Origin of the sequence: Pontibacter locisalis (assembly GCF_042684605.1) — a bacterium.
GTDB classification, from domain to species: Bacteria; Bacteroidota; Bacteroidia; order Cytophagales; family Hymenobacteraceae; genus Pontibacter; species Pontibacter locisalis.
Window position 1 is genome coordinate 504,771 of the sequence record NZ_JBHULU010000015.1, and the last position, 15,889, is coordinate 520,659.

Annotated in this window: 12 protein-coding genes; 4 read left to right on the plus strand and 8 right to left on the minus strand. The window is 45.5% G+C overall.

What is annotated here, in order from left to right; all coding sequences use genetic code 11:
- The 5 genes from ACFSRY_RS12530 to ACFSRY_RS12550 form a co-directional block, all read right to left on the minus strand.
- A partial coding sequence (locus ACFSRY_RS12530; RefSeq protein WP_377507831.1) for an OmpA family protein occupies positions 1 to 697 on the minus strand: 697 nt, incomplete at its 3' end.
- 260 nt (positions 698 to 957) lie between these two features.
- On the minus strand, positions 958 to 1,857 hold the full coding sequence (gene accD, locus ACFSRY_RS12535; protein WP_377507985.1) for an acetyl-CoA carboxylase, carboxyltransferase subunit beta: 900 nt from the start codon (positions 1,855 to 1,857) through the stop codon (positions 958 to 960).
- Between the two features lie 160 nt (positions 1,858 to 2,017).
- Positions 2,018 to 3,076, minus strand: a complete 1,059-nt coding sequence (locus ACFSRY_RS12540; RefSeq protein WP_377507835.1) for a class I fructose-bisphosphate aldolase — start codon at positions 3,074 to 3,076, stop codon at positions 2,018 to 2,020.
- A 274-nt stretch (positions 3,077 to 3,350) separates the two neighbouring features.
- On the minus strand, positions 3,351 to 4,568 hold the full coding sequence (locus ACFSRY_RS12545) for an amidohydrolase family protein (protein ID WP_377507838.1): 1,218 nt from the start codon (positions 4,566 to 4,568) through the stop codon (positions 3,351 to 3,353).
- Positions 4,569 to 4,646: 78 nt separating this feature from the next.
- Positions 4,647 to 5,948, minus strand: coding sequence for an amidohydrolase family protein (locus ACFSRY_RS12550; protein ID WP_377507842.1), 1,302 nt, complete (start codon positions 5,946 to 5,948; stop codon positions 4,647 to 4,649).
- Positions 5,949 to 6,126: 178 nt separating this feature from the next.
- Here ACFSRY_RS12550 and ACFSRY_RS12555 point away from each other — a divergent pair, with 178 nt between their 5' ends.
- Positions 6,127 to 6,798 (plus strand): hypothetical protein, encoded by a 672-nt coding sequence (locus ACFSRY_RS12555; protein WP_377507846.1) that lies wholly within the window; start codon positions 6,127 to 6,129, stop codon positions 6,796 to 6,798.
- Positions 6,799 to 6,888: 90 nt separating this feature from the next.
- On the opposite strand, the gene ACFSRY_RS12560 is transcribed toward ACFSRY_RS12555, so the two are convergent.
- From ACFSRY_RS12560 to ACFSRY_RS12570, 3 genes are all read right to left on the minus strand, one after another.
- Complete coding sequence (locus tag ACFSRY_RS12560) at positions 6,889 to 7,899, minus strand: M28 family peptidase (RefSeq protein WP_377507851.1); 1,011 nt, start codon at positions 7,897 to 7,899, stop codon at positions 6,889 to 6,891.
- A complete protein-coding gene (cysS, locus tag ACFSRY_RS12565) occupies positions 7,889 to 9,385 on the minus strand; it encodes a cysteine--tRNA ligase (protein ID WP_377507854.1) in 1,497 nt (498 codons plus the stop codon). The genes ACFSRY_RS12560 and cysS overlap by 11 nt, the downstream gene beginning before the upstream one ends.
- A 109-nt stretch (positions 9,386 to 9,494) precedes the next feature.
- Complete coding sequence (locus ACFSRY_RS12570; protein ID WP_377507857.1) at positions 9,495 to 10,688, minus strand: endonuclease/exonuclease/phosphatase family protein; 1,194 nt, start codon at positions 10,686 to 10,688, stop codon at positions 9,495 to 9,497.
- Between the two features lie 250 nt (positions 10,689 to 10,938).
- On the opposite strand from ACFSRY_RS12570, the gene ACFSRY_RS12575 reads away from it, so the two are divergent.
- The 3 genes from ACFSRY_RS12575 to infB all read left to right on the plus strand — a co-directional run bounded on the left by ACFSRY_RS12575 (position 10,939) and on the right by infB (position 15,866).
- Entirely contained in the window at positions 10,939 to 11,412 is a 474-nt protein-coding gene (locus ACFSRY_RS12575; protein ID WP_377507860.1) for a ribosome maturation factor RimP, read from the plus strand.
- 7 nt (positions 11,413 to 11,419) lie between these two features.
- On the plus strand, positions 11,420 to 12,676 hold the full coding sequence (nusA, locus tag ACFSRY_RS12580; RefSeq protein ID WP_377507864.1) for a transcription termination factor NusA: 1,257 nt from the start codon (positions 11,420 to 11,422) through the stop codon (positions 12,674 to 12,676).
- A 118-nt stretch (positions 12,677 to 12,794) separates the two neighbouring features.
- Complete coding sequence (infB, locus tag ACFSRY_RS12585; RefSeq protein WP_377507867.1) at positions 12,795 to 15,866, plus strand: translation initiation factor IF-2; 3,072 nt, start codon at positions 12,795 to 12,797, stop codon at positions 15,864 to 15,866.
- The last annotated feature ends 23 nt before the right edge of the window (positions 15,867 to 15,889 follow it).

Below are 15,889 nucleotides of genomic sequence, written 5' to 3' on the forward strand. Positions count from 1 at the left end.
TCTGCTGACGACCTTCTACCGTAGTGTTATCGGCAATTGGTTGATCGTAGCTATAACCTTTTGCCTGCAAACGAGAACCCTCTACACCCAGGCTACGAGCATAAGCCGCTACAGCCTCAGCACGACGCTCAGACAGACGCTGGTTCAGATCATAAGAACCGGTATTATCTGTGTGCCCTTCGATGATAACATTGGTACCTTCGTACTCCTTTAGAGTTGTAGCAAGTTTCTCAATGTCACGTTTAGCATTAGGGCTGAGCTCTGATGAATTTACTTTAAAGAGGATACCAGAGTCAAAATTTACACGGATAGCTTCCCCAACGCGCTCTACTTTGGCATTCTCCATACTTTTCTCAAGCTCTTCTGCCTGCTTATCCATACGGCGACCAATCACAGCACCAGTTGCTCCACCTACTGCGGCACCTACTATTGCACCGGCAGCCGTGTTACCTAGCCTGTTACCAATTATACCGCCAATCACGGCACCAGAGCCGGCACCAATTATACCACCTTTTGTGGTCTTATTCATCCCTTTTTTCTCTCCCTCTACAGTACTCGTTTCAGTAGATGAGCCTGTTTTGGCAGAGGTTGTTGTATCGTTACCAGTTGTGCTTGCTGTTGGTGCAGTTGTTTGGCAAGCAGTAAAAAACATTGTCGTGGCCAATAAAGAGCTTAATGACAGTTTTATAAATTTCATAGGGTTGTGTTTGTAAAAATGTAAATGTTTTAAATCAGTAATTAACGTTGTATGAGTTTCAGTATTTATGATGCAAATACAATTGCAATACCTGTGCCAGGTATATATTCCAGTTTACCTATACACGAACAATTCAATTCTTTATTTCATTGGGCAGTATCTTTTTTTATGTACAAAAACGACCTTCACAGCCTATTCTCAACAAAAAGAGCCTGTTAAGTAGGTTAACAGGCTCTTTTTATATTTATAAATAATTCAGCTTAAGAAGCTTTTGATACTTTGGTGGCTTTTGCTTTTGGCTTTGCAAAGGCTTCTTCTGAAACTATCATGCTTAACAAGTCTGTAAGCTTTTGCTTTAGCTGCTTACGGTCTACAATAAAATCGAGGAAACCATGCTCTAGCACGAACTCTGCACTCTGGAATCCTTTTGGCAAATCTTTTCCTATTGTCTCCTTGATCACACGCGGTCCGGCAAAGCCAATAAGAGCACCCGGTTCCGCAATGTTAAAATCACCCAGCATAGCGTAAGATGCCGTTACACCACCCGTTGTAGGGTCTGTTAACAAGGAAACATATGGCAAGCCTTCTTCTGAAAGTAATGCGAGTTTAGCAGAAGTTTTAGCCATTTGCATAAGCGAGAAGCCTGCCTCCATCATACGCGCACCACCAGATTTAGAAATCATCATGAACGGAGTGCGTGTTTTGCGGGCGTGGTCTATGGCACGGGCTATCTTCTCCCCTACCACTGATCCCATAGAGCCACCAATGAAGGCAAAGTCCATACAGGCAATGGTGATGTTCTGGCCATTAATCTTGCCATAGGCAGAGCGCACAGCATCCTTCAACCCTGTTGCTTTTTGAGTAGCAGCTATACGCTGCGGGTACGGCTTTGAATCAACGAAGTTAAGCGGATCGCCTGAGGTCAGATTCTCATCAAGCTCCGTAAACTTATTGTCATCGAAAAGTATGGCAAAATATTCTTTAGACCCAATGCGATCATGGAAGTCACATTTCACGCAAGTACTCAGATTCTTGCGATGCTCTGCCATGCTGGTAACTGTTTTGCAATCAGGGCATTTATACCACAGTCCATCCGGTGTCTCTTTCTTTTGCTCTGTAGGCGTATGAATTCCTTTTTCAGCTCTTTTAAACCAAGGCATCATAGTTAAAAGCGTGCTTGCAGCACTTTAAAGTTAAATATATACCTGCCACACAGCAGCGTACAAAAATAGTGTGACCTGCATCAGCCAAACCCTCATCTGAGGCTTTTGACTAAAGCAGGTCACAAAAATATGTAATAATCAGCAGTTCTGCTACAAATTATGCTAATGTAATCTCATTAGAAAGATACACATCCTGAATAGCATTCAATAATTCTACACCAGTGTTCATATCTTTCTGGAATGCTTTACGACCAGAAATTAAGCCCATACCACCCGCACGCTTGTTTATGACAGCTGTACGAACCGCATCTGCCAAGTCTGACTCGCCTTTGGACTCGCCACCTGAGTTGATCAGACCGGCACGACCCATGTAGCAGTTAGCCACTTGGTAGCGCGTAAGGTCAATTGGATTGTCTGTAGTAAGTTCTGAATACATTTTCTCGTGCGTCTTTCCAAAACCAATGGCTTTAAAGCCACCGTTGTTCTCAGGAAGCTTCTGCTTAATAATGTCTGCCTGTATAGTTACACCTAAGTGGTTAGCCTGTGCTGTTAAATCAGCGGCAACATGGTAATCTTTACCATCTTTCTTAAAGGCATTATTACGCGTGTAGCACCATAGAATTGTAGCCATACCTAGCTGGTGAGCTCTTTCGAAAGCCTCAGCCACCTCAATAATCTGGCGTGAAGATTCCTCAGAACCAAAATAGATTGTAGCTCCCACAGCAGTAGCACCTAAGTTCCAGGCCTCATCTACAGAACCGAACATGATCTGGTCATATTTGTTTGGATATGTCATCAACTCATTGTGATTGATCTTTACCACAAACGGGATTTTATGAGCATATTTTCTGGACATCATGGCCAGGTTACCAAATGTAGTAGCAACAGCGTTACAACCACCTTCGATGGCAAGCTTAATGATATTCTCAGGGTCGAAATATATTGGATTCGGAGCGAAAGATGCTCCGGCAGTGTGCTCTATCCCTTGGTCTACAGGCAGGATAGACAGGTACCCTGTTCCACCTAAACGGCCATGGTCGAACAGCTGCTGCAGGTTGCGTAGTACCTGCGGGTTACGGTTAGAGTTCGCGAAGATACGGTCCACAAAATCAGGTCCCGGCGCATGCAACTGCTCTTTTGAAATTGTTTTGCTTTCATACTGAAGCAGGCTTTCTGCCTCAGAACCAAGTAAAGAAACGATGTTATCGTAATTCATTTGTCTTTTTATTTTTATGATAGAGACACTTTGATTTGGTGATACAAATATATAATCTTAAATCCTTTTCTTCCTATATATTCAAGTCAGAATATGGTAATAGAACCAGGCCCGGATGGGAAATTCACACCACTCTAAATTTTTAGCATCAGGTGCATCTTAAAAGAGAACCCTCAAAACATACTGTCTTCTTTCAAAAAAGTTGCCCTGAAACACACAGCGCCTGCCACCGATAAGGCAGCAGGCGCTGTAATAAGGTAATATTGATTTCTACTTACTTACACTCCTCATTCACTACACTTCCATTTATTATCACAGCACAAACATGCGAAGTATATTCGAATGGGTCACCATCGAACAACACAACATCGGCATCTTTCCCTTTTTCCAAAGAGCCTATCCTTTTGTCAAGGCCAATGATTTTTGCCGGGGTAGTTGTAACGGCAGCTAAAGCCTGATCGGTTGTCATACCGTTTGCTACCGCAACGCCAGCCTCGAAAAGAATTACCCGAGCACGTGGCACATATTGCTCGAAGCCGCTCTGAATAGCTACCGGCACACCAGCTCTTGCGAGTACAGCAGCCGTCTCGAAAGACATATTCTTGTTGTCGCCGTAAGACCTGGCCATGGTAGGGTGAAGGACAACAGGTACGCCTGCAGCCTTTATCTCCTCTATCAGCAGATATGCCTCGGCACCGCCATCGAGTACCATATTCAGGTTAAACTCTTTAGCCAGACGCAACGCAGCCATTATATCATTAGCCTTATTTGCCGTAATCAAAGCTTTATACTTTCCAGCTAAAACATCTTTCAGGTACTCCATCTTCAGGTTAAGGTCCGGCCGCTTTCCAGTATCGCCATTGTCCCTCTTTTTGGCATAAATTTGTGCCGCCTGCAGCTCTGACCGGAGAATAGCCATGCCTTTGGCAGACGTTCCTGGTGATTTAAAATTTTCGCTTACTTCACTACCTAGTGTGAATACAACCATATTGGTAGTGTCCATCAAGGTGGCAAAACCTTCTGGTGAAGTTTTAATCGTCATCGTTTGCCCACTAATCAAGGCCCCAGGGCCGTGGCCGGTGTTGATCGTGGTAACCCCATGATTCCGTACCCACTCGATCAGTTCCTCATTCGGATTATAGGCATCGAGTGCACGGAGCTCAGGCTGAACTGGAGCCGTCTTTTCAAGTTGCTGCTGGTCGGCAGGAATATTGTAAATACCAGCCAGCCCCACAGAAGTATGAGCATCTACAAAACCTGGAGTAACTACTTTAGCAGTATATAGCTTGTAGTTTTGCGGCACCTGCAGGTTTGCCCCCACAGCTTCTATTTTACCATCTTTCAGCAGTACTACCCCGTTCTTTATAGGGGCACCCGCCATTGTATAAACTGTTTCGCCCTTAACAGCAACCTGGGCTTCAGCCAGCCTGCCTGCACCAAGTAAAGCGACACCTGCAAGAACGGTTACAGCTATTTTTATATGTTTTCTCATGATGATGTTCGAAGGAAAATTTAAGACATAATTTAAGCATGCTTAGCACGTTTCATTCACCTGATTTAAGGCATAGAATTAGTGCGCGTGGTAATGAAGCATTCCGTCATATGCGTGATAACCACCGGTAGCATATTTCTTATCTTCCGGGTTACTTAAATCGAAACGTTTTTTACCCTCTACCCAAGTCTGTTCTACATTGGTGTACACACTAAAAGGCTCCCCATTTAGCACAATAAAGTCAGCATCTTTCCCCTCCTCAAGCGACCCTACTCTATTATCAAGCTCCAGCATTTTAGCGCCCGCTATTGTTAAAGCCTCCAATGCCTTTTCCCGGCTCATGCCTGCACGCACACCCAAAGCAGCACCCCGGATGAACAAGCGGGAATCAGTAATGCCATCATCTGTGTGGAAGGCAGTGAGGGCCCCGGCTTTCTCAAGCGCAGCTCCATTTGTATTACTTATTTCAACAGCTTCTGACTTTCCTCCTGGTGAATCTAAAGTGATGATAGAAGCAGGCACTCCTGATTTAGCAATCTCATCTGCTGCCTTCCATGCTTCGCTTACGTGGTGCAGCACCATCTTAAAGCCAAACTCCTTTTGCAGCCTAAGTGCAGTTAATATGTCATCATAGCGGTGCGTATGGAAATGCACAATCCGCTTTCCATCCAGGATTTCCACCAAAGGCTCCAGGTTGGGCTTCCGCTCCGGCATTTTATCAGCTTTGCCTTTCGCGGCTTTGATCTTCTTGTTATAAGCCTGTGCATCTAAGAATAATTGCCGTGCCATTGCAGCAGACTTTGCACGGGTTCCCGGAAACGGAGCGGCCTTCATAGGGTTTGTTCCGTTTGCCATTTTCATACCACCACAAATGCCATTCGTTACGTCCTCACAAAAGGTAAGGTCACCAATTGTTTTGCCATCGCGCATCTTTAGATAAACTGTCTGTCCACTCATCAAGTGACCAGAGCCTGGCATTACATTAAGTGTCGTTATGCCTCCGGCCAGAGCCCGTTTAAAGGTATCGCTCATAGGGTTTATGGCATCGATGATCCTGACATCCGGGTGCATGGCCGCGGAAGCGTCGCCTCCTGAGCCTTCGCCCAAATGTGAATGCGTATCTACCAGCCCTGGCATCAGCACCTTTCCAGCCATATTAAACTCTACTGCATTTTTAGGAATCTTTACTTTATCAGCAGGACCTACGGCAGTGATCTTTCCATTTTGCACCACCAGCACACCATTATCAATGGGCTGGCCTGCTATGGGTATAATTTTAGCGCCCTTAAAAACATGAGGTTGCTCCTGTGCTACTGCTGTGCCTGAGCCCAAAAGCATGATCAACCCCAGAGCAGCTAGTAATTGCTTTTTAGTATTCATTATTATTAAAAAGTGATAGGGTAAGATAAGTTTAGCCTAACAACTTACCTATTTTTAATTTCAATTAAAAGCCCTCCCCCACAGAAGCCTGCTTAAGCCAAGCGTTTAACTCCCTGTATAGCAACACCTAATCTATGGAAAACTCGTTTAATTAAGAAGCTAACAAACTATTGATCAGATGGATAAGCAACAGGTGTTCAAGAGTCTTCAGGGAAGGCTATCAGCTTTTCTGTGTTACACTGTCATAAGTATTTTCTTATTTGGTTGTGCTCCTACTACCAGGATCACAGGAACATGGAAAAACCCTGATGTAGGCAACCGGAACTTTGATAAGGTAGTGGTGGCGGCTCTTACTGATAATGTGCGGGCCCGAGACAAGGTGGAGAGCGACATGCAGGCACAGCTACAGCAACGGGGAATTTCTGCCACGAAGAGTATAAACCTGTTCCCGCCAACGATGTTGAGCAAAGACGGACCTGATGTTAACCTGCTGATGGAGAAAATTAAAGGAGAGGGGTATGATGCTATTATGACGGTTGCCCTGATCGATGAGGAGACTGAAACACGTTATGTGCCCGGCACCTATGGCTATACCCCCGTCACCCGCTTCGGCTGGTATGGTAGGTTCAGGGGATATTACACCTACTGGTACCCCACTCTGTATGACCCGGGATATTACACAGAAGACAGAATATACTTTCTGGAAACAAACTTGTATGATGTTCAAAGCGAAAACCTGCTATGGTCTGCACAATCGCAGTCTTATGACCCTGCCAGCTTAAGGAAAGCATCAGAAACACTTGCACAACTTACCGTTAACCAACTGGCTCAGGATAACCTCATCAAGTAAAACAGAAGCAGAAAAGGGAGTAGCACTTACAAATCCATTAAAAAAGGGGAGCCTGCAGGCTCCCCTTTTCCTTTCTAACTGATTCTTACTTTATTCATTGTAGAGTACATGCAGCACTGTCTGCCCCACGGCTTTTAAAGTGTTTTTACTTATAATGTCCATGTTGTCCGTATGGCGGTGGTGATACGGGCCGAAATAATCATCAGGGTTACTCATGTTATACTCGATGATGTCAATCATACGGATGTTGCCCCATGCGTTTACATAAGAGTGATCATCTGTAATCGCTGGCGCATTCACATATTTAAAGTAATCGGAGTAACCGATACGATTTCCCGCCTTCCATACTTTGTTCACGATCTCCTTGGCATATTGCATAGAGGTTCCCTCACGGGCGAACTTAGCTCCTTCTGCTCCCACCATGTCCAGCAAAATGCCATAGTTAGCGCGGTAATTAGGGTTATGCTTGTTCTTGCTCCAATACTGTGAGCCCAGGCACCAGGTATTGTCCTGGTAAGGCAGTTCACTGTTGTCAGGTTGCCCATAATCTTCCCCATCAAAGAAAATCATATCAACTCCGACACCTGGCTTTTGCTCTGCCTCATGTATAGTCCTAGCAATTTCGAGCAGCACTCCTACGCCACTGGCTCCATCGTTCGCACCTTCTATAGGTTTTTCAGGTTCCTGCTCATCCTTGTCAGCTAAAGGCCGGGTATCCCAATGAGCAGCCAACAGTACACGGTTTGCGGCACCCGGATTGTACGAGGCAATAATATTACGCAGGTTCAGCATTTTACCATCATAGGCACGCATCTGAAAGTTCTGTACCTGCACTTCAGCACCATACTCTCGCAGCTTCTGGATAATCCATTCGCCGGTGGCATAATGTGCGGGAGTATTAGGCACTCTTGGTCCAAAAGCAACCTGCTTTGCAATTAAAGCATAAGCAGTATCAGGATTAAATTCCGGAGCCTGCACTACCGGAGCCTCAGTTTCCTCTATACTCACCTGCTGAATTCCTCCTTTTTCTGCGGAGTCGCAACTGTAAAGGGCGAGTATTCCTACCAGCAGGAGTGTCAGCATGTTTATCTTATTCTTCATAAGCCCAGTCTATTCCGGTTTTCATGTCTTTGATTACGATGCCCTGTTTTTTTAATTCGGCCCGGATCGCATCCACTTTATCGTAGGCTTTTGCCTCTTTTGCTTCTTTATAAAAATTAAGTACCAGGTTCAGCATCTCGTTCATGTCGCCGGTTGCTTCTTCTTTCAGGCCGAGTACATCCATCACCAGTTCCTGGTAAACTTTGCGTACTGTATCAAAAGTACCTCTGGTAAGGTGCTCTATCCTGACCTGCCCCAGGAACAAGCTATTGATCTTCTTGAGCAGGTTAAACAAAGAAGCAATGGTACGCGCCGTATTCATGTCATCGTTCAGGCCACGGAAGCAATCTTCTGTTAACTTCAGCAATTCTTCATTTAGCTTTTCATCCGGGGCCACCTCTGCGGTATCCTCAGGGTACTTCAGCTTCTTCAGCACATTCAGGCCATTCATTAACTTGGTATAGCCTTTCCGTGCCGCCTGCAATGCTTCATTGCTAAAATCAAGCGTGCTGCGGTAATGCGCCTGGAGTATGAAGAAGCGGATAGTCATCGGCGAGTACTTCTCCTCCAGCATTTCGTGATTACCGCTAAACAACTCACTCAGGTTAATGAAGTTCCCCAACGATTTCCCCATCTTCTGCCCATTCACTGTGATCATGTTATTATGAACCCAGTACTTGGCAGCATCAGTATGGCTGTTGCTTGCCTGGCTCTGCGCTATCTCGCACTCGTGGTGCGGAAACATAAGATCAAGCCCACCCCCGTGAATATCAAAAGTAGTGCCTAAATACTTGCGGCTCATAGCGGAGCACTCCAGGTGCCATCCCGGGAAGCCATCACTCCAAGGTGAAGGCCATCGCATAATATGCGTAGGAGATGCTTTTTTCCAGAGTGCGAAATCCAGTGGAGAACGCTTCTCCTCCTGTCCTTCAGTGGCACGGGTGTTGGAAATCAAATCCTCTATCACACGGCCTGAAAGCTTACCATACTTATGTTCCTTATTATAAGCCGGTACATCAAAGTAAACAGAGCCATTCGATATGTAAGCCATTCCATTATCCAGAATCTCCTGAATCATCTGGATCTGCTCGATTATATGACCGGAAGCACGTGGCTCTATATCCGGACGCAGCACGTTCAGCTTATCCATATCCTGGTGGTAGACATTAGTGTAGTGCTGTACTACTTCCATTGGCTCCAGGTGCTCTAGCTTTGCTCTTTTCTCAATTTTGTCCTCTCCCTCGTCAGCGTCATTTTCCAGATGGCCCACATCGGTGATGTTTCTGACAAACCTGACTTTGTAGCCACTGTACTTCAGGTAGCGGTATAGTACATCAAATGTAACGGCGCTGCGAGCGTGCCCCAGATGTGGTTCACCGTATACTGTTGGTCCGCACAGGTACATGCCCACAAAGGGAGTGTGCAAGGGTTTAAACTCTTCTTTCTTCCGCGTAAGCGTATTGTAAAGGTTCAGTTTTTGTTGCATGATTTATAGAGTATAAACACCAGTTGGTGTTGCACTTCTGCAGTTCCAGTTCTTTTAATAGAACAACTTTTGGTTCAAAATTATCAATATTGCGCCCTATCTCCTAACGTTACTCAACGGTTTCAGACGGCAGTATGTATTTGGCTGATATCGGAAAATGGTCAGATAGCCCCATCTCATAGTGAGTTTCAAACTCATAGGCTTTGAGAGATTCACTGTAAAACTGATTGTCGATGCGCAGAAACGGAAGAGGTCCGTTATAGGTAGCCCCGACGCCATTCCCAGCTTTTACAAAAGCATTTTTCAATTCTTCAGCCAGTTCATTGTAAGTGTAACTGAATGGAATATCATTAAAGTCTCCGCACACAATGACAGGGTAAGGTGATTCACGAATGTGCTCCAGCAACAACTCCACCTGTCGCCCCCGGGCCACAAATCCTTTTTTTAACCGGCGGGCTAGGTTGCGGCTCTCTTTCTTAAAGCTGTCTTCGTCACCAATGGCTGAATAAGTGTTTTCAATATCCTGCGATTTTATACTCATTGATTGCAGGTGAGCCGTATAAACTCTTACTGTATCGCCTTTCACATCTATATCTGCCCATATCCCTCTGTTATTGTGAGACTCTCCGAACCTGATGACACCCTTGTTAATGATAGGGTATTTTGTGAAAATTACGATACCGATGTCTGCTTTATTCCTATCAACAAAAGACACAGAGAAAAAACGCTGCCGGCCGTAACGGGTGCCAATTTTACTGATCGTATTGTAAGTACTTGACCCACGGTTGCTGTAGAACTCCTGCAGACAAATGATATCCGCCGGATGTGTGGCCACCCAATCCACCATATCCATGGAAGCCTGCTTTTCACTGCCATCGACATCTTTGTAAGCATTGAACACATGTGTATTGAAGCTTAGCACCTGTAGTGTTTTAGCATTTTGCGGGACCTCTTCTTTAAAATTTATTGCTGCCAGCCTGGCATAGTAGTTCCACCCCAGTACCATAACCGACAAAGGCAGCACCAATAGCCATGACTTCCGGAGTATCCAGTAAAGCAGAAAAAGAAAGTTCAGAGCCAGTGCACCAGGCAGTGAAAAGGCGATAAAAGCAGCAGGCCAGAATTCATAAGGGGGTACCTGCAGGCATATCACACCAATCAACACCCAAAACACAACTGCAATGTTTAGGATGAGCCATATCCGCCTCCGTATTTTTTTAAACGTAGCTGCCACAATAGCAAACTTACAAATTATGCCTTTACCTATACTATGACATTCGTCAGAATATATTTTAAAGCACATGAACAGACATGGCTTTGCGATAGATTACAACTTAGCACATACGAACTATGAGTACTAACTTTTTGTTACGTCTTACTTGGCTCCTTTAACAGCGATACATGGCTAAATAAAAACGAAAATTATTATTTAACTTAGCTATACCAAATACACTATGTTGTTTATATAATGTTTTTGTAGTAAATTTGCAGCGTTATATCCAATGAGGTGAGGGGACATAGAAGTCCCCTTCTTTATTTCTTAACCGGTAACTATGGCACTTACAGCACAAGTAATAAGAGAAATGGCGGAGGCGAGTCTTCCGGAGAGTGATCTGTTTATTGTGGATGTTTCTGTATCCGCATCAGCTGTACGGCCAAAAATCACAGTGCTTGCCGATGGGGAGCAGGGTATCACAATAGACCAGTGCGCTACTATCAGCCGACGCATCAACAAGAAGATAGAAGAGGCAGAAGGTGAAGAGGTGAGTTACGTATTGGAGGTCAGTTCGCCAGGCACTGATTTTCCGCTTACACAACCAAAGCAGTATATGCGCCATGTAGGCCGGAGCCTTAAGGTAAAGCTACAGGACGGGACGGAAAAAACCGGCAAACTGGAGGATGTAACAGAGTCAGGCATAAATCTGCTGGAAGAAAAGAAACAAAAGGGCAAAAAGGCAACGTATGAGCCTGTGCAAATACCTTTCGGGGAGATTGTAAAAGCAAATGTTGTAATATCTTTTAAATGATAAAATAATGAACAGTTCAGTCCTGATCGAGTCGTTCGCTGAATTTGCGAAATTCAAGAACATAGACCGTCCGACCATGATGCGCATCCTGGAGGATGTATTCCGCACCATGATCCGCAAAAAGTGGGGTACCGACGAGAACTTTGACATCATTCTTAACGTGGAGAAGGGTGACCTGGAAATTTGGCGTAACCGAGAAATCGTGGACGACAACTCTGAGGACATCTGGGACTATGATAAGATCAGCCTTACTGAGGCCCGTAAAATAGAGCCTGACTTTGAGGTTGGCGAAGAAGTGTCTGAAGAGATTCAGCTGGAAGATTTCGGCCGCCGTGCCGTACTTACAGCGCGCCAGACATTGATTCAGCGCATTAAGGACATGGAGAAGGAATTACTTTTCCAGAAGTACAAAGACCAGGTTGGTGAGATCATTTCAGGTGAGGTATACCAGGTATGGAACCGTGAAGTGTTGTTACTGGATCAGGAGGAAAATGAACTGCTTATCCCGAAAGGGGAGCAGATCCCGAAAGACCGTTACCGTAAAGGTGATGTAGTTAGAGCAGTTGTACAGCGGGTGGAGATTGTGAACGGCAACCCAAAGATCATTCTTTCCCGTACCTCTCCTACTTTCCTGGAGCGTCTTTTTGAAAACGAGGTTCCTGAAATTTTTGATGGCCTGATCGCCATCAAAAAGATTGTTCGTGAGCCAGGTGAACGTGCTAAAGTAGCTGTAGAGTCTTTCGACGATCGTATTGACCCGGTGGGTGCATGTGTTGGTATGAAAGGTTCACGTATCCATAGCATTGTACGAGAACTGGAGAACGAAAACATTGACGTAATTAACTATACAGATAACCTGGAACTTTACATTCAACGTGCCCTTAGCCCTGCTAAGATCAGCAGCATGAAGGTTGATGAAGAAACAGGTCGAGTATCTGTATTCCTGAAGCCTGACCAGGTGTCCCTGGCTATTGGTAAAGGAGGCCAGAACATCAAGCTTGCCAGCAAGCTGGTGGATATGGAAATAGACGTATTCCGTGAGTCTGAATCTTATGAAGAAGATATCAGCTTAGAGGAATTTACTGATGAAATCGAAGATTGGGTGATTGCAGAGTTGAGACGAATCGGTCTTGACACAGCAAAGAGTGTATTGGCTGTAAGCAAAGAAGATTTGCTACGCCGCACTGAGCTGGAAGAGGAGACAATTGAGGATGTGCTATCCGTTCTTCGTGAAGAATTAGAGGAAGAAGAAGATAATCAATAGTTGTTAGTTGTGCTCTGTTAGTATAATTTTGAGGAAGATTTACTAACAGAGCATACTGGCTATCCTGCAAGGCAGCTTTAATAACAGTAGAATTAAAAAGACAGCATATTAGAACAACATGGCAGAAGAAAAAACAAGGAGGCTTAAACAGGTTGCGACTACGTTAAACATTGGTACATCTACCATTGTAGACTACCTCTCTGCTAAAGGTTTTGACGTGGAAAATAAACCTACGTCTAAAATCACAGCGGAGCAGTTCAGTATGCTGGCTAAAGAATTCGCATCCTCTATGCAGGATAAACAGGAGGCTGAAGAACTAAACATTGGCAAGAAACCGCAGAGCAACCAGGTTATCGAGTCAGAGCCACAGCCGGAAGTAAAGAAAACTAACGAACCAGAAGAAGAACTGCAGATAAAAACAGTGCACCAGCAAAAAGCTGCTGCAGAAGAGGCAAAACCAGCAGCGCCGGCTGAACCAGAAAAACCTGCGGTAGAAGCTAAGCTGCCAGGTATAAAAGTATTAGGTAAGATAGAGCTAGACGCGAAAGGCCGCCCGGTTCCACAGAAGCCGGCTCCGAAAGAAGAGGAGGCACCAAAGGCTGTTGAAAAGCAGGAAGAGACTCCAAAAGCAGAAGCCCCTAAGGAAGAAGCGCCTAAGGAAGAAGCGCCTAAAGCACCGGAGGCTCCTAAGCAGGAAGCCCCTGTTGCACCAAAGGCTCCTGTAGCGGAAAAGCCTGCAGCACCGGAGGCTTCAAAGCCAGCTGAAACGAAGGAAGAGGCTCCTAAAACAGAAGCACCAGCTGCACCAAAGGCTGAGAAGCCACAGCAACCAATGGCTGAGAAGCCAGTTGCTCCCAAAGGAGAAACACCAACACCGCCTGCTGCAGAGCAGGCACCTGCAAAGAAAGAGCCAGCTACACCAGCTACTCCTGATGCAGATAAAGAAAAGGAAGCACCAATAGAAACGATTACAGGAAAAGCCGACCAGCTAAAAGGCCTTACGGTACTTGGTAAGATTGAATTACCAACAGAGTCCAGAAGAAAGGGATCTAAGCCGGTAGCATCTTCTGATGAGAAGAAAGGCAAAAAGAAAAAGCGTAAGCGCATAATGGTTGCAACTGAAGGCCAGCAGGGCCAACAGGGGCAGCAAGGCCAGCAGCGACCACAGGGGGGCGCCCCGCAACAGGGTGGCAGACCAGCCGACAGAAGTAACCAACGGCCTGTGAAACCTGCAAAAGGACGCGGAAACGCTCCGGCTGCAAGACCAGAGAAAAAAGAAGTTACTGATAAGGAAATTCAGGAGCAGATTAAGGCAACGCTTGCCAAGCTTAGTGGAGGAAAAGGCGGCGGTGGTAACCGCGCCAAGTATCGCCGCGAGAAGCGTTCCGCAATTGCTGATGCAACGGAAGAGCGTCGTATGGCGGAGCAGGCAGAGTCTAAGACGCTGCGTGTAACGGAGTTCGTTTCAGCGAACGACTTGGCTGCTCTAATGGATGTTAGTGTAAACGAGGTTATTAAGGTGTGTATGCAACTTGGTATGTTCGTTTCTATTAACCAGCGTCTGGATGCAGAGGCCATCACCATTATTGCAGATGAGTTCGGCTACGATGTGGACTTCATAACTACTGAGGAAGAGCAGGGTCTAGAAGATATTATAGAGGAGAATGAGGAGGACCTGGAAGAGCGTGCACCAATTGTCACGATCATGGGTCACGTTGACCACGGAAAGACTTCCTTGCTTGACTACATTCGCAACGCAAATGTTACTGCCGGTGAGGCCGGAGGTATTACCCAGCACATTGGTGCTTATAAAGTAAAAACAGAAAGCGGACGTAACGTTACCTTCCTGGATACGCCAGGTCACGAAGCATTTACGGCAATGCGTGCACGTGGTGCCAAGGTAACGGACGTTGTTATAATTGTGGTAGCGGCTGACGACGCGGTAATGCCTCAAACAAAAGAGGCAATCAATCACGCGCAGGCAGCAGGTGTACCAATTATCATTGCTATTAACAAAGTTGATAAGCCAGCAGCTAACCCAGACAAAATCCGTGAGGAACTTTCGCAGATGAATATTCTGGTGGAAGAATGGGGCGGTAAGTACCAGTCGCAGGAAGTTTCTGCTAAATCTGGCCTTGGCGTAGAAGACCTGTTAGAGAAGGTGTTGCTTGAATCAGAACTATTGGAACTGAAAGCAAACCCTAACCGCCAGGCCATAGGCACAGTGATTGAGGCATCCCTTGACAAGGGCCGTGGTTATGTAGCAACTATGTTGGTACAAACCGGTACCCTTCATATCGGAGATGTAGTACTGGCTGGTTCGCACTTTGGTAGAGTAAAAGCCATGACAGATCACCGTGGCAGAAAAATGAAAGAGGCTGGTCCTTCAACACCAGTACAGTTATTAGGTCTGGATGGTGCTCCGCAGGCAGGTGATAAGTTTGTTGTAATGGAATCTGAGCGTGAAGCTCGTGAAATTGCATCAAACCGCTCTCAGATGCAGCGTGAGCAAAGTTTACGTACCCGCAAGCACATTACCCTGGATGAGATCGGCCGCCGATTGGCTATCGGTACATTTAAGGAGCTTAATGTGATTGTGAAAGGTGACGTGGATGGTTCGGTTGAGGCTCTTTCTGACTCCTTACTAAAGCTGTCTACACCTGAGGTGCAGGTAAACATCATCAACAAAGGGGTGGGTGCTATCTCTGAATCTGATGTACTGTTAGCTTCTGCTTCAGATGCGATCATTATTGGCTTCCAGGTTCGTCCGTCACAGAATGCGCGTAAACTGGCAGAGCAGGAGCAGATTGATGTGCGTCTTTACTCTATTATCTACGATGCGATAAATGAAGTGAAAGATGCCATGGAAGGTATGCTTGCTCCTACTCTGAAAGAAGAGATTGTGGGTAACGCAGAGGTACGTGATGTATTCAAGATCACTAAAGTTGGTACAATTGCAGGTTGTATGGTTACGGATGGTTCTATCCATAGAAACTCTAAAATACGCCTGGTACGTGATGGTATTGTAGTACTTGATGGTGAGATACTGGCACTGAAACGTTTCAAAGACGATGTAGCCGAGGTAAGACAAGGGTACGAATGCGGTATCAGCCTGAGAAACTACAATGACATTCAGGTAGGCGATATCATTGAGGCATACGAAGAGAAAGAAGTGAAGCGTAAGCTTTAACAGGAATAGAAAAAAGAAAGCAA

What these genes read in the sequence shown, in the direction of transcription:
- ACFSRY_RS12555 (WP_377507846.1), top strand. Translation starts at nt 6,127, where the DNA reads ATGGATAAGCAACAGGTGTTCAAGAGTCTTCAGGGAAGGCTATCAGCT.
- accD (WP_377507985.1), bottom strand. Translation starts at nt 1,857, where the DNA reads ATGCCTTGGTTTAAAAGAGCTGAAAAAGGAATTCATACGCCTACAGAG.
- ACFSRY_RS12560 (WP_377507851.1), bottom strand. Translation starts at nt 7,899, where the DNA reads ATGAAGAATAAGATAAACATGCTGACACTCCTGCTGGTAGGAATACTC.
- nusA (WP_377507864.1), top strand. Translation starts at nt 11,420, where the DNA reads ATGAACAGTTCAGTCCTGATCGAGTCGTTCGCTGAATTTGCGAAATTC.
- cysS (WP_377507854.1), bottom strand. Translation starts at nt 9,385, where the DNA reads ATGCAACAAAAACTGAACCTTTACAATACGCTTACGCGGAAGAAAGAA.
- ACFSRY_RS12545 (WP_377507838.1), bottom strand. Translation starts at nt 4,568, where the DNA reads ATGAGAAAACATATAAAAATAGCTGTAACCGTTCTTGCAGGTGTCGCT.
- ACFSRY_RS12550 (WP_377507842.1), bottom strand. Translation starts at nt 5,948, where the DNA reads ATGAATACTAAAAAGCAATTACTAGCTGCTCTGGGGTTGATCATGCTT.
- infB (WP_377507867.1), top strand. Translation starts at nt 12,795, where the DNA reads ATGGCAGAAGAAAAAACAAGGAGGCTTAAACAGGTTGCGACTACGTTA.
- ACFSRY_RS12575 (WP_377507860.1), top strand. Translation starts at nt 10,939, where the DNA reads ATGGCACTTACAGCACAAGTAATAAGAGAAATGGCGGAGGCGAGTCTT.
- ACFSRY_RS12540 (WP_377507835.1), bottom strand. Translation starts at nt 3,076, where the DNA reads ATGAATTACGATAACATCGTTTCTTTACTTGGTTCTGAGGCAGAAAGC.
- ACFSRY_RS12570 (WP_377507857.1), bottom strand. Translation starts at nt 10,688, where the DNA reads ATGTGCTTTAAAATATATTCTGACGAATGTCATAGTATAGGTAAAGGC.